At 67.7% G+C, this 13,388-nt stretch carries 12 protein-coding genes; 8 read left to right on the top strand and 4 right to left on the bottom strand.

Features of this window, described 5'->3' with window-relative positions; all coding sequences use genetic code 11:
- Window positions 1-1,470 (bottom strand): polyphosphate:AMP phosphotransferase, encoded by a 1,470-nt coding sequence (pap, locus tag ACSLUQ_RS17225; RefSeq protein WP_461809223.1) that lies wholly within the window; start codon window positions 1,468-1,470, stop codon window positions 1-3.
- Between the two features lie 237 nt (window positions 1,471-1,707).
- Here pap and ACSLUQ_RS17220 point away from each other — a divergent pair, with 237 nt between their 5' ends.
- Window positions 1,708-3,858 carry a VTT domain-containing protein gene (locus ACSLUQ_RS17220; protein WP_461809222.1) on the top strand — a complete coding sequence of 717 codons (2,151 nt, stop codon included), beginning with the start codon at window positions 1,708-1,710 and terminating at the stop codon, window positions 3,856-3,858.
- Here ACSLUQ_RS17220 and ACSLUQ_RS17215 read toward each other — a convergent pair.
- Window positions 3,789-4,139, bottom strand: a complete 351-nt coding sequence (locus tag ACSLUQ_RS17215) for an ArsR/SmtB family transcription factor (RefSeq protein WP_417771283.1) — start codon at window positions 4,137-4,139, stop codon at window positions 3,789-3,791. The genes ACSLUQ_RS17220 and ACSLUQ_RS17215 overlap by 70 nt on opposite strands.
- Window positions 4,140-4,241: 102 nt before the next feature.
- On the opposite strand from ACSLUQ_RS17215, the gene ACSLUQ_RS17210 reads away from it, so the two are divergent.
- The 6 genes from ACSLUQ_RS17210 (at window position 4,242) to ACSLUQ_RS17185 (ending at window position 9,518) form a co-directional block, all read left to right on the top strand.
- Window positions 4,242-4,673: a YeeE/YedE family protein gene (locus tag ACSLUQ_RS17210; RefSeq protein ID WP_417771284.1), complete on the top strand. Its 432-nt coding sequence runs from the start codon at window positions 4,242-4,244 to the stop codon at window positions 4,671-4,673.
- A 4-nt stretch (window positions 4,674-4,677) separates the two neighbouring features.
- A complete protein-coding gene (locus ACSLUQ_RS17205; protein WP_461809221.1) occupies window positions 4,678-5,133 on the top strand; it encodes a DUF6691 family protein in 456 nt (151 codons plus the stop codon).
- A 79-nt stretch (window positions 5,134-5,212) separates the two neighbouring features.
- Window positions 5,213-6,109 (top strand): MBL fold metallo-hydrolase, encoded by an 897-nt coding sequence (locus ACSLUQ_RS17200; RefSeq protein WP_417771286.1) that lies wholly within the window; start codon window positions 5,213-5,215, stop codon window positions 6,107-6,109.
- 10 nt (window positions 6,110-6,119) lie between these two features.
- A complete protein-coding gene (locus ACSLUQ_RS17195; protein WP_417771287.1) occupies window positions 6,120-6,548 on the top strand; it encodes a protein tyrosine phosphatase family protein in 429 nt (142 codons plus the stop codon).
- 115 nt (window positions 6,549-6,663) lie between these two features.
- The gene (locus ACSLUQ_RS17190) at window positions 6,664-8,448 is read left to right on the top strand and encodes a SulP family inorganic anion transporter (protein ID WP_461809220.1); all 1,785 of its coding nucleotides are present in this window, start codon (window positions 6,664-6,666) and stop codon (window positions 8,446-8,448) included.
- Between the two features lie 11 nt (window positions 8,449-8,459).
- Window positions 8,460-9,518 (top strand): hypothetical protein, encoded by a 1,059-nt coding sequence (locus ACSLUQ_RS17185; protein WP_461809219.1) that lies wholly within the window; start codon window positions 8,460-8,462, stop codon window positions 9,516-9,518.
- On the opposite strand, the gene ACSLUQ_RS17180 is transcribed toward ACSLUQ_RS17185, so the two are convergent.
- Window positions 9,515-11,572 (bottom strand): EAL domain-containing protein, encoded by a 2,058-nt coding sequence (locus tag ACSLUQ_RS17180; protein WP_461809218.1) that lies wholly within the window; start codon window positions 11,570-11,572, stop codon window positions 9,515-9,517. The genes ACSLUQ_RS17185 and ACSLUQ_RS17180 overlap by 4 nt on opposite strands.
- Window positions 11,573-11,771: 199 nt before the next feature.
- On the opposite strand from ACSLUQ_RS17180, the gene ACSLUQ_RS17175 reads away from it, so the two are divergent.
- Window positions 11,772-12,104, top strand: a complete 333-nt coding sequence (locus tag ACSLUQ_RS17175) for a septal ring lytic transglycosylase RlpA family protein (RefSeq protein ID WP_461809265.1) — start codon at window positions 11,772-11,774, stop codon at window positions 12,102-12,104.
- 251 nt (window positions 12,105-12,355) lie between these two features.
- On the opposite strand, the gene ACSLUQ_RS17170 is transcribed toward ACSLUQ_RS17175, so the two are convergent.
- On the bottom strand, window positions 12,356-13,255 hold the full coding sequence (locus ACSLUQ_RS17170; protein WP_461809217.1) for a LysR substrate-binding domain-containing protein: 900 nt from the start codon (window positions 13,253-13,255) through the stop codon (window positions 12,356-12,358).
- Window positions 13,256-13,388: the final 133 nt, after the last annotated feature.

Raw genomic sequence — 13,388 nt, 5'->3', positions numbered from 1 at the left:
CTAGAGGGCGTCCTTGAGACGCTCGACCAGATGGCGCACGACGGCGACGCGGGCATGGCGCTTGTCCTCCGCCGCGATCAGCGCCCAGGGCGCATCGGGGGTCGAGGTGCGGTCGATCATGTCGCCGGCGGCCTCGGCGTAGGCGTCCCACTTGAGCCGGTTGCGCCAGTCATCATCGGTGATCTTGAACTGCTTGTAGGGGGTCTCCTCGCGCGCCTTGAAGCGGGCGAGCTGTTCCTGCTTGCTGATCGCCAGCCAGAACTTGACGACCAGCGTGTCGGCGGCGGCCAGCTCCGCCTCGAACTCGTTGATCTCGTTGTAGGCGCGCATCCAGTCGGCTTCCGCGCAGAAGCCCTCGACCCGCTCGACGAGCACCCGCCCGTACCAGGACCGGTCGAAGACCGCCGCATGCCCCTGGCGCGGCAACCGCGTCCAGAAGCGCCAGAGATAGGGATGCGCCTTCTCCTCGCGCGAGGGCGCGGAGATGCGGTGCACCCGGTAGCGACGCGGATCGAGCGGCCGGATCAGCCGGCGGATGGCGCCGCCCTTGCCGGCCGCGTCATTGCCCTCGAAGGCGACGACGAGGCCGAGGTCGCGAAAGGCCTTCTTGTCGACGAGCCGGGCAAGCTCCGCCTGCCAGTGCTCGAGCTCGGCCGAATAGCGCGCCTTGGGCAGCCGCTGCGACAGGTCGATGGCGTCGACGGCGCTGATCCGCTTGACGCGGGCGACCACCGTCGGCACCGCCAGCGGATCGGCGGGCGCGGCCGCCAGCCGGCGGCGCATCGCCATCTCGATGCAGCGGCCGAGCGCGATGTCGCGCGACTGCGGGTCGCCGGAGGGAATGACGATCCAGGGCGCGGCGGCGGTCGAGGTGGTCAGCGCCGCCTTCTCGAAGGCGTCCTGGGCGTCGGAGGCATGGGCGATGTCGGTCCATTCGGCAAGGATGCGCCGGGCGCGGGCCTTCTTCTTCAAGGCCTTCAGCCGCTCCTTCTGCACCTTCGGCTGCAGCGAGAACCAGAACTTGAGCACCAGCACGTTCTCGCGGGCGAGGAGCTCCTCGAAACGGTTGATGCGGGCAAGCGCGCGCTCGAATCCGTCCTCGTCGAGGTCGCCGAGAACGAAGCGGCGCAGCGGCGTGTTGTACCAGGAGCCGACGACGACGGAGGTCTCGCCGCGGGCCGGCAGGTCGCGCCAGTAGCGCCAGAGCTGCGGACGCTCGCGCTCGCCTTCCGTCTCCTTCTCCTCATAGGCGTTGCAGGTGAGGTAGCGCACGTCCATCCATTCGTGCAGCCGCGCGATGGCGTCGTTCTTGCCCGCGCCGTCGACGCCGGCGATGAGGATCATCACCGAGAAGGGCTTTCGGTCGACGACCTGCTGCTGGGCGGCGAGCAAGGCCGTGCGAAGGGCCGGTTCGAGCCGTTCGTACTCGGATTTCGACAGGGCGACAGGCAGGCTCGCGGACTGGAACAAGGTCTCGGGTCTTTCTCGGCGGGTCGCCGGCTCATGCGGTTTTCGCGGGCAGCTTTTCAAGCCGCGCGGGCAAGTGCAAGGCGGCTCATGCCGCGCAAGCTGTTTTCCCCATCGTGCACAATCGCTTCGCGCGAAACAAACCGCACCGTCAAGCATTGGCGATCCGGGCTCCAGCGCGTACATGTAGCGGGCCCGACGGGCAGGCCAACCCGGCGCAGCGATTTCGAGCATGGACCCGTGACCGATCTACTCAATCAGCTCGTGAACCTCATCGGCGAACACCCCACGCTCGCCAACGCCGTCGTCTTTCTGATCGCCATGGGAGAAGCGCTGTTTCTCATCGGCATGGTCGTGCCCTCCACCGTGGTGCTGGTGGGCGCCGGCACTCTGGTGGGCCTCGGCAAGCTCGATCCCTGGCCGATCTTCATCTGGACCGTGCTCGGCGCGACGGCGGGTGACGCCATATCCTACTGGATCGGCCACATCTACAAGGACCGGATCAAGAAGGTCTGGCCGTTCTCACGCTATACGACGCTGGTGGAACGGGGCGAGGCCTATTTCCGCCGTCACGGCGGCAAGAGCGTCTTCATCGGCCGTTTCGTGCCCGGCGTGAAGGCGATCGTGCCCGGGATCGCCGGCATGGTCGGCATGCCGGCCGGCCGCTTCACGGTGATCAATGTCACCTCGGCGATCGCCTGGACCATCGTTCACCTGGGCCCCGGCGTCATCGCCGGCACCGCCTTCGGCGCGCTCGGCAAGATCAGCGGCCGCCTGGCGACGATGCTCGGCGTCTTCCTGGTGCTGCTGTTCCTGGCCGTGATGCTGGCGCGCTGGCTGATCCTGATCGTGCTGCCGCTCTATGCCGGCAGCCGCGTGCGCTTCGTCGCCTGGCTGGCGGCGCGGCAAAACCGGGTGGCGCGCTGGCTGGCGCGGATGTTCGACCCGGCGCATCCGCGTTCGGCCGGGATGCTGGTCTCGGCCCTGCTGCTGCTCGTCACCGTGCCACTGTTCGTGGCCCTGGCCGCCGCGATCTCGCCGGACGCCGGGCTGCAGCGGGCCGACACGGCGATCCGCAACCTGTTCCAGGACCTGCGCACGCCGGTCGGCGACCAGATCATGGTGTCGATCACCATGCTCGGCGACGGCCTCGTCACCTCGATCGTCGCCATCGTCGCCGTCGCCTATCTGTTCGTCCGCCGTGCCTGGCGCAGGGCGACAGGCTTCCTCATCGCCATCGCCAGCACCGCGGTCTTCGTGCCCCTGTTCAAGCTGCTGATGAACCGCGAACGGCCGATCGACATCTATTCCGGCGCCGACGCCTTCTCCTTTCCGAGCGGCCACGCGACGATCAACACCGTGCTCTACGGGCTGATCGCCGTGCTCGTCGCCCATGACCGCTCGCCGCTGACCAAGGCCGGGGTCTTCTCCGTCGCCGTCTCGCTGATCGGCGCCATCGGCTTCTCGCGCGTCTATCTTGGCGCCCACTGGGCCAGCGACGTCGCCGGCGGGCTCGCCTTCGGCACGGCGATGGTGGCTGCCTTCGCCTTCATCTTCGGCTCCGTGCACAACGAGAAGGTCGGTCGCTGGGCGCTGGCGGCGCTGGTCACCGTGACGCTTGCCGGCGTCGGCGGGGCGCATGTCATGCGCAACTTCAACAATGCGGTCGAGCTCTACCGCCCGGTGTCGCCGATCGTGGCAATGACCCGGGACGAATGGCTGTCCGGCGGATGGAAGACCCTGCCCGGGCACCGGATCGAACTCAACGGCGAGCAGGAGGAGCCCCTCGTCGTGCAATGGGCGGGCGACCCGGCGGCTCTCGCCGAGGCGCTGAAGCCGCATGGCTACGTGCGCGCGCCGCAATGGTCCGTCGCCACATTCGCCGGCTTCCTGGCAGGCCAGACGCTGCCGGAAGACCTGCCGGCGCTGCCGCGCATCCAGAACGGACGCGGCGCGGAACTGGTGCTGGTGCGTCAGGACGCGAATATCGCACCGAGCGCCACCGGGGAGGACCCCTCATCGGGCGGGCGGTGGGTGCTGCGGCTGTGGCCGACGCGCTTCGACCTCGACACCGAGGCGGGCGGCAGCGTGCCGATCCATGTCGGCTCGCTCATTCACGAACGCATCCTGCGTCCGCTCAACGAACTGTCGGCGCCGCGCAAGGACCGCGACCTGCCCAACACCTGGGAGAACCCGGTTCTGCTGCTGCCGGGGGTGACGCGGCGCACCCGCGCGGACGGATCGGAAGTGGCTCTCGGCATCGCCAGCGGGGTCATGGCACGGGAGACGATGGCGCCGCAGACGCCGGCGACAGCTGCCGGTCAGGTCTCCGACAACCCAGCAGGGACGGGCACGGACTCCGGGGCAGAGGCGCCTTCCGGCGTGCAATAGATGCCGTAGAGCGCGGCGAGCACCGCCTTCACCTCATCGCCGGCAAGGCTGTAGAAGACCGCCTGACCGGCCCGGCGCGCCTCGACCAGCCCCTGCGCGCGCATGCGCGCCAGATGCTGGGACAACGCCGACTGGCTGAGGCCGACGGCGGCGGCCAGATCCCCGACCTTGCGCGGCCCCTCAAGCAGATGGCACAGCACCATCAGGCGCCGGGCATTGGCCATCGAGGTCAGCAGCGAGGCTGCCCGGTCCGCATTGTGTTCCAGATCTTGAATATTCATACTTGCTAATTTAGCAAAGCATAATATATTCGCAATCAGGAAATTCACACAAGCTGGCAATCCGCACCACGCACTGGCCAGCCCCTCGACTCCGGATCACGCATGACCGAATTCACACCCATACTTTCCGCCCTTGGTGGCGCGCTGATCGGCCTTGCCGCCGTTCTGCTGATGGTGCTCAACGGCCGCATCGCCGGCATCAGCGGCATGATCGGCGGCCTGTTGCCCCCCACCGCCGCCGCCGGCGAACGCGGCTGGCGGGCAGCCTTCCTGCTCGGCATGATTGCCGCGCCGACCGCTCTGCTGTTCCTCACCGGCTGGACGCCTCAGATCGAGGTGCCCTCCTCGCCGGCGCTGCTTGTGATCGGCGGCGTTATCGTCGGCATCGGCGTTTCGCTCGCCAGCGGCTGCACCTCCGGCCACGGCGTCTGCGGCATGGCGCGGCTTTCGACCCGCTCCATCGTCGCGACCCTCACCTTCATGGCGACGACGGCCGCGACCGTTTTCGTCCTTCGCCACCTGATCGGAGCCTGACGCCATGACCCGCATCGTCTCCGCCTTCGTCATCGGCCTGCTGTTCGGCACGGGCATTCTCGTCGCCGGCATGGCCAATCCGGCCAAGGTTCTCAATTTCTTCGACATTGCCGCCATCGGCAGCGGCGGCTGGGACCCGAGCCTCGCCTTCGTGATGGGCGCGGCCCTGATCGTCACCGCCATCGGCTACCGGCTCGCCTTCCAGGCGGACCACCCGCTGCTGGCCGATGCCTTCTCGCTGCCGGCGATCAAGTCCGTCGACGGTCGGCTCGTCGCCGGGGCGGCGATCTTCGGCATCGGCTGGGGCATGGCCGGTTTCTGCCCGGGCGGCGCCGTGCCGGCCCTCGGCCTCGGCCGGAGCGAACCGGTGATCTTCGTCGGCGCGCTGATTGCAGGTATGCTTGCGACACGTCTGGTCCAGCAGGCCCGCGCCCGGCGCACGCAGGCGACAGCCACCTGACCGGCGCAAACCGGTCCCCTTACAGTTCCGACCGGCGGCACCCGCCGGTCCGCCGCCCCATCCGCAAAGGAGCTTTTTCATGACCGACAGCAAGGCCCTTCCCGTCGACGGCTCCGTGAAGCCGCAGGTGACGTCCTTCTTCGACCCGCAGACGAACACCATCTCCTATGTGGTCAAGGATCCGGGCTCGAACGCCTGCGCCATCGTCGACAGCGTGATGGACATCGACTATGCGGCCGGCCGCATCTCCTTTGAATCCGCCGACCGGATCATCGACTTCGTCCGCGCCAACGGGCTCAAGCCCGAATGGCTGATCGAAACCCACGTGCATGCCGACCACCTGTCGGCCGCTCCCTATATCCAGGACAAGATCGGCGGCAAGATCGGCATCGGCGAGAACATCCGCATCGTGCAGGACACGTTCGGCAAGATCTTCAACGAAGGCACCGAGTTCCAGCGCGACGGCTCGCAGTTCGACCGCCTGTTCGCCGATGGCGACACCTATACGGTGGGCGCGATGAGCTGTTTCGCCATGCACACGCCCGGCCATACGCCGGCGTGCATGACCCATGTGATGGGCGACGCGGCCTTTGTCGGCGACACGCTGTTCATGCCGGACGGCGGCACGGCGCGCGCCGACTTCCCCGGCGGCGACGCGGGTGAGCTCTACCGCTCGATCCGCAAGGTGCTGTCGCTGCCCGCCGCCTTCCGCCTGTTCATGTGCCACGACTACGGCCCGAACGGGCGCGATATCCGCTGGGAAACGACCGTCGCGGAGGAACGGATGCACAACATCCATGCCCGTGACGGCATCACGGAGGAGGAGTTCGTGGCCATGCGCACCGCCCGCGACGCGACCCTCGACATGCCGAAATTGATCATTCCCTCCATACAGGTCAACATGCGCGCCGGACAGTTGCCGCCGAAGGACGAAAGCGGCACGACGTTCCTCAAAGTGCCGATCAATACCCTTTAAGGACATGCCAATGCTGAGCGCCAAGGTCGACGACACGATCACCGTCGCCCACCAGATCGACCCCGCCGATGTCGTCGCGATCCGCGACGCCGGCTTTGTCACGATCATCAACAACCGCCCGGAAGGCGAGGCTCCCGACCAGCCGGCCGGGGCCGAGATCCGCGCACAGGCGGAAGCCGCCGGCCTCGCCTACCTGGAACTGCCGGTCGGGCGCGACGGCATCGGGCCGGAGCTGATCGAGGGCTTCCGCGCGGCGATGGACGAGGCCGACGGCCCGGTCTTCGCCTTCTGCCGGACGGGCACGCGCTCGATCAACCTTTGGGCGCTGTCGCAGGCGCGCCAACGCGACGCCGGCGAACTCGCCAGCCTCGCCAGCGCCGCCGGCTACGATCTTTCCGGCCTCACGCCAACCCTGCGCCGGCTTTCCGAAGCCGGCTGACGACCGCGCAACAGGCCGCATTCGACAACACCAGACGACACCGCCCCCGGACGCCCACACCACGCGCCCGGGGCCGGCACCGCCGTGCCGACCGCCAAGCCCCGGAACCCGCAAGATGAAGACGCTCTCCACCTATCTGCCCATCCTCGACTGGGGACGGCGCTACAACCGCGCGCAGGCGACCGACGACCTGATCGCGGCGGTGATCGTGACAATCATGCTGATCCCGCAGTCGCTTGCCTATGCGCTGCTCGCCGGCCTGCCGCCGGAGATCGGCCTCTATGCCTCGATCCTGCCGCTGGTCGCCTATGCGCTGTTCGGCACCAGCCGGGCGCTCGCGGTCGGGCCCGTCGCCGTCGTCTCGCTGATGACCGCCTCCGCCGTCGGCGAGCTGGCGACGCAGGGGACACCCGAATATCTGGGCGCGGCGATCCTCCTCGCCTTCCTCTCCGGCCTGATCCTGATCGCCATGGGCCTGTTCCGGCTCGGCTTTCTCGCCAATCTCCTCAGTCATCCGGTGGTCTCGGGCTTCATCACCGCAAGCGGCCTGCTGATCGCGGCCAGCCAGCTCAAGCACATCCTCGGCGTCTCCGCCTCGGGTCACACGCTGATCGAGATCCTGGCCAGCCTCGTCGAGCGGATCGGCACGGCAAACGTCTATGCGATGGCCGTCGGCGTGCCGGCGACCGCCTTCCTGTTCTTCATGCGCGCCAGGGCAAAACCGCTGCTGCGCCGGGCCGGCCTCGGGCCGCGCGCCGCCGACATCCTGGTCAAGGCCGGACCCGTGGCGGCGGTCGCGCTGACGACGCTCGCCGCCCATCAGTTCGCCCTCGGCGACAAGGGCGTGAAGCTCGTCGGCCACATTCCCTCCGGCCTGCCGACGCCGACGCTGCCGAGCTTCGACCCGGCGCTGCTGCGCGACCTGCTGGTGCCGGCGCTGCTGATCTCGGTGATCGGCTTCGTGGAATCGGTCTCCGTCGCCCAGACGCTGGCCGCCAAGAAACGCCAGCGGATCGCGCCGGACCAGGAGCTGATCGGCCTCGGCGCGGCCAATATCGCCTCCTCCATCTCCGGCGGCTATCCGGTGACCGGCGGCTTCGCCCGCTCGGTGGTCAATTTCGACGCGGGCGCCGAGACGCCGGCGGCCGGTGCCTATACCGCCATCGGCATCGCACTGGCCACCTTGTTTCTGACCCCGCTCATCGCCGACCTGCCGCAGGCAACGCTCGCCGCCACGATCATCGTCGCGGTGCTCTCGCTCGTCGATCTCAAGGCGCTGACCCGGGTCTGGGCCTATTCGAAGAGCGACTTCGCGGCGATGGCCGGCACCATCCTTGTCACGCTCGGCTTCGGCGTCGAGCCAGGCGTCCTCGCCGGCGTCGGCGTATCGCTGGCGCTGCATCTCTACCGCAGCGCCCGCCCGCACATGGCCGTCGTCGGCATCGTTCCCGGCACGGAGCACTTCCGCAACATCAACCGGCACGACGTGGTCACCGGCGACAAGGTGCTGTCGGTGCGCGTCGACGAGAGCCTGTTCTTCGCCAACAGCCGCTATCTGGAAGACCGGCTGCTGGAGCTTGTCGCCGAGCGCCCGGCGATCGAGCACATGGTGCTCGTGTGCACGGCGGTGAACGAGATCGACGCCTCGGCGCTGGAAAGCCTGGAGGAAATCAACCGCAGGCTTGGCGACGGCGGCGTCACCTTCCACCTTTCCGAGGTCAAGGGACCGGTGGCCGACAGGCTGAAGGGCACGGAATTCCTTGCCCATCTCACCGGATCCGTGTTCCTGACGCAATATGAGGCCTTCGCCGCGCTCGACCCGGAAACGGCGCATATCGCCGAGGCGCGACGGCCGCGAAAGGCAACGCCGGGGCCGTTCTGGATCGGCCCGCAGATCTGAAACGGGAACGCATGGCGGCACAAGACGCGACGCTGGACGGCCATGATGCCGGCACCGGGCTTACCTGGCGCTACCGGCCGGGCCGGGGCAGCGACACGCTCGTCGTCGTCCAGTCCCAGGCGCGGGTTCCCCAGGGCCGGTTCGGGCTTGAGCGGCTGTTCGCCAAGACCCGCCATGCCTGCCTCTTTCTCAACGGCCCGGACGAGAGCTGGTATCTCGGCTGCGAGGCGGCGAGCGACGCCGCCATCGATGCGGCCGTCGCGGCGGCGCGGCCGGAGCGAATCATCCACTACGGCGCCTCCAAGGGAGCCTATGGCGCCCTGCTGACGGCGCTGCGCCGTGGCGACGGGCCGGCATTCGCCTTCGGACCCGAGCTTGAGCTCGGCGTGCCGGGCAGCCAGAGCGCGCTCTCCCGCGTGCGCGGACAACAGGGCGAGCCGGACCTCGCGGGCGCGCTCCTGGCACCGACGACGCCGCATCCGCTGACGCTGGTCTTCGGGCTGCACGATCCGGTCGATGCGGCAGGCTTTGCACGGCTGGCCGCACAGTCGCGTCCCGAGCACCTGCGGCTCCTCGCCTTGCGCTCCCCGCACGCCAGCCACGACCATCTCTACACGCTCAACATCATCCGCAAGCTGATCGTCCGCTTCGACCGGGACCTTGGCGGACTTTGCGCCGAGCGGGGGCTGATCGCACCCGAGGCCGCGCATGGCCTTGCGTCTGCTTTCGGCGTGGCGGGAGAGCGTTTCGCCAATGGTGACGGCCTGTCGGGCGCGGCGCTTGCCGAAGAGCTGGACACGACCGGCAACCCCGGTCACGCGCTGCTCGCCGCGCAGGCATTCCTGCGCGAGGGCAGCCCGAACGCGGCGCTGGCGCTGCTCGAGACGGCGATCGCTCTGAACGAGGCGGACCCGGCGCTTGCCGCCCAGCCCAAGCGCTGGCGCAAGACGTTCTGGCATCAGGCGCTGGCGGCGGCGCGCGCTGGCGGCGACGCACCGCGGGCGGCGGCCATCGCCGCGCGGGCGCGGGCGCGCTTTCCCGAGGACGCCGGCTTTTGCGACGCGCCCTAGCCGATGGCCGGCCAGGGCACGGGACGGGCGATGCCATGGCCCTGGACAAAGCGCACTCCGAGATCGCGCAGCACCGGTACAAGCGCCGGGCCGTCGACATATTCCGCCACCGTCGGCAGGCCCAGCGCATTGGCAAGGGCGACGGCGCCGATCACGGCGGCGCGCTTCACCGGCTCGTCGGCCAGATCGGCGACAAGCATCCGGTCGATCTTGACCATATCGAACATCCCGTCGCGGATCTGCGTGATCGCCCCGAACCCGCCGCCGAAATTGTCAAGCGCGACCCTGACACCCAGGCGGCGCAGGCGTTTCAACAGGATCCATGCGGCGGCGTCGAGCCGGGCGACCTGGGTTTCCGAGATCTCGAGCATCAGGAGCAGGGCGAGGTCGGGGGTGGCCTCGAGACGGGTCTGCAGCGAGCGGGCGAACTCATCGTGGCACAGGACCTCGGCGGAGAGGTTGAGCGACACCGGCAGGCCGTCGCCGCCGGCGCCCAGCCGATCGAGCACCTGGTTCGCGGCCCAGGCATCAACCTCGCGCAGAAGCCCGTGCCGCGCCGCCGTTGCCTGGATCATGGTCGGCCCGTGCAACGAGCCGTCCGGCAGGGCGACGCGCAGCAACACCTCGTGAAACCGCGGCACATTGCTCTCGATATCGACGATCGCCATGCGCTCCAGCTGGAAAGTCTGGCGTTCCAGGGCATCGCCGATCACCGCGAGATGCCGGAGTTCGGCACGCTGGGCGGCGGCGAGCGTGTCGCACCCGTCATGCTCCACCACCTGACGCCCACCGGCCGCCTTCGCATCCATGCAGGCATGATCCGCCCATTGCAGGACACGGCTCACGTCGAGCCCGCCGCCGCGCTCGCAATTGGTCTCGATGATGGCAAAGCCGATGCTGACGCCACCGCGAAACGTCATGCCTTCCCAGGAGAAATGATAGCTGTTGAGGCTTGCAAGAACCCGCTCGCACAGGACCCGCATCGCCACCGCATCATCCGTATCGACGACCAGGCCGAATTCATCGCCACCGATGCGCGCAACATGCACCGTCTTTCCCGCGAAACCGGCGAGCCGGCAGGCGATCTCTGCAAGGAAGCGGTCCCCGCCACCATGGCCGATCGTGTCGTTGACCAGCTTGAAGCCATCGAGGTCGAGGAAGGCGACGGCAAAGCCGGTCGACATATCGTGCGCCTCAATGCGCTCGCGGATCCAGTCCTCGAAGGCGCGACGGTTGGATATGCCCGTCAGGTCGTCAATGAGAGCGAGGCGCTCGAGCCCGGCCGAAAGCCGGTACGTCTCGGTCACGTCGCGCATGGTCGTAATGGCGGCCAGAACCTCCCCCTCGGCACCCCGGAAAGGCTCGGCCCGCACCGAGAACACCACCTCGCGGCCGTCCGGCGCTGTCTGGGGGAGGACATATTCGTAGGTCTGGCCAGAGAAACAATGCTCAAGCGACGGTCGGACCTCGTGCTCGAGACGTTCGGGGCCGACAAAATCGACCACCGGCCGGCCGACGATCTCCTCGACCGTGCACCCGTACCAACGCGCGTTGCTCTCGTTGGTGTGGAGAAACCGATAGTTCCGGTCGACGACGGAGATGCGGTCGGACATCTGCATGATGATCGAACCGTAGAGCCGCAGCGCGTCGTCGGCCTCCTTGAGATCGGTAATGTCGCGGCCGAAGGTGGCAATGCCGAGCAGATCGCCCGCCCGGTCAAAGACCGGCTGGTACTTCACATCGTAGAAACGCTGGCCGAGGTAGGAGGTGGAGATCCAGCCCTGAAAAGTCCCCATTTCGCCCGACAGGGCGCGTTTCAGGTGCTCCTCGCGGTCCACATAAACAGCGGCGCCAACCACATCGCCGACCGTGCGTCCGATCACGTCCTTGCGCCGGACGCCCGTGATCTGCGCGTAGGCCTCGTTCGCCTCGCAGATGACAAAGTCGGGCGTGCAGAAGTAGATCGGATCACTGCAGGCCGCGATAATCGCGGAGTGAAGATGGCTATCGCCGGGGCGCCCCCATGCGTGCCCGTCGTGCTCAGCCTTTGTCATGCATGTATCCATTTAAGGCGTCCATTCCGCCTTGCCCCCCGGCGTGCCCCCAAAAAATAAAAGGCAATTCGCCCGCACAGCCAAAATCATGAGACACTGGCTGGCTGCCCTGTGTCCCTTGTGCCGCGCCCACGAAAACGATTATGGACCGCAACAGATGATTCGCAAGCCTCGTCCATACGCAATCGCCGCAGCGTTCGTGGCGGTTTTTTGCGCAGGTTCGCCAGTCGCGGCAGAGTGCGGCAAGGCCTCCTGGTACCAATTGACCAGCAGAACGGCCAGCGGCGTGATGGCGGATCCGGAGAAGATGACGGCCGCGCATCGCACCCTGCCCTTCGGCACCAAGGTCGTGGTCGAGAACCTCGCCAACGGCCGCAAGGTCGTGCTGACGGTGATCGACCGGGGGCCGTTCGTGCGCGGGCGGGTCATCGACGTGTCGCGGCGCGCGGCGCGCGAACTCCGGTTCCTGCGCCGCGGCGTGACCCGCGTCCGGGTTCATGTTCCCGGGCAGGCCGTTCCCAAGTGCCGCTAGGAAGACGATCGCGGCGCCCTGTCGGCCAAAAGAAGAAAGGGCCTTCCAGACGGAAGACCCCAAGTTTTCATTTTACCGACCAGAAGGTTACCGACCAGAAGGAAAAATGGTCCTGACCGCGAGGAGGGAGGGGGGAGCCTCACGATCAGGACCGCCGCATCTCCATGACTGAAGACAAGATTGATACCAACAGGATTCGCGGAACCTGCAAACCCCAAAAACATACGTGGAACTTCAATCGTTGAAATCGACTACAGCGTCTCCGCCGCGACCTCGTGCTTCAGCCAACGGCGAAACCGCTCCGCCACCGGACGCAGCGTCCGGTTCTCCGGATAGACGAGATGATAGGCCGACGGCAGCCGCAGCACCGTGTCGAAAAGCTGCACCAGACGCCCCTCGTCGAGCTCGCTCTTGACGAAGAAGCGAGGCACCAGCGCCACGCCGAGACCGCTGGCGGCGGCTTCCGCCATCATCACGAACTGCTCGAAACGCGGCCCCTGAAAGGCGAGGTCGGTCTCGACGCCAGCGCATTCGAACCACTGCCGCCAGGCCAGCGGGCGCGTCGACTGGTGCAGCCGCAGCAGCGGCGCGAGATCGGCGGGGGTCTCGATCCGGTGACGCTCGCGAAAACCCGGGGAGGCGACGGCGATCACATCCTCGCGAAACAGCGGCTCGGCGACCGCGCCGGCCCAGACCGGATCGCCGTAGTGGATCGCCATGTCGAACGGCTCCTTGGCGAAATCGAACGGCCGCAGGCGGACGGCGACGCTGAAGCTCGCCGTCGGACAGTCCTCGATGAAACGCGAGAGCCGTGGCGCCAGCCAGCGGGTGCCGAAGGAGGGCAGCGTTGCGAGATTCAGCACATCCTCGTTGCCGGCGAAGGACATGACCTGGCGGGTGGCGGAGATCAGGCTCTCCAGCGCACCGCGCACGTCCTGAAGATAAAGCCGGCCGGCGTCGGTCAGCACGATGCGCTGGCGTACCCGCTTGAACAGCTCGACACCAAGGCGGGTCTCGAGATGGCGCACCTGTTTGGACACCGCGCCCTGTGTCAGGTGCAGCTCCTCCGCCGCGCGGGTGAAGCTGCCGTGACGCGCCGCGCATTCGAAGGCGATCAGACTGTCGGCATGGGGGACGAAACCGCGTTTCAAAACCTATTCCATTCGCTCATGAACCCGCGACAACATATCACTTTGCGCGGGCCTGCACAGACCGGACACTCCCGCCGGTTTCAAGATACGAGCGGACGTGCCTGGCGACCGCGACCCATCGCGCGCGACAGCC

It is taken from the genome of Stappia sp. ICDLI1TA098 (assembly GCF_054880955.1).
Note: the sequence above shows the minus strand (reverse complement) of the source record. Positions and strands in the feature narration are given on the sequence as shown.

What these genes read in the sequence shown, in the direction of transcription:
- ACSLUQ_RS17180 (WP_461809218.1), bottom strand. Translation starts at nt 11,572, where the DNA reads ATGACAAAGGCTGAGCACGACGGGCACGCATGGGGGCGCCCCGGCGAT.
- ACSLUQ_RS17200 (WP_417771286.1), top strand. Translation starts at nt 5,213, where the DNA reads ATGACCGACAGCAAGGCCCTTCCCGTCGACGGCTCCGTGAAGCCGCAG.
- ACSLUQ_RS17190 (WP_461809220.1), top strand. Translation starts at nt 6,664, where the DNA reads ATGAAGACGCTCTCCACCTATCTGCCCATCCTCGACTGGGGACGGCGC.
- ACSLUQ_RS17185 (WP_461809219.1), top strand. Translation starts at nt 8,460, where the DNA reads ATGGCGGCACAAGACGCGACGCTGGACGGCCATGATGCCGGCACCGGG.
- ACSLUQ_RS17195 (WP_417771287.1), top strand. Translation starts at nt 6,120, where the DNA reads ATGCTGAGCGCCAAGGTCGACGACACGATCACCGTCGCCCACCAGATC.
- ACSLUQ_RS17215 (WP_417771283.1), bottom strand. Translation starts at nt 4,139, where the DNA reads ATGAATATTCAAGATCTGGAACACAATGCGGACCGGGCAGCCTCGCTG.
- ACSLUQ_RS17205 (WP_461809221.1), top strand. Translation starts at nt 4,678, where the DNA reads ATGACCCGCATCGTCTCCGCCTTCGTCATCGGCCTGCTGTTCGGCACG.
- ACSLUQ_RS17210 (WP_417771284.1), top strand. Translation starts at nt 4,242, where the DNA reads ATGACCGAATTCACACCCATACTTTCCGCCCTTGGTGGCGCGCTGATC.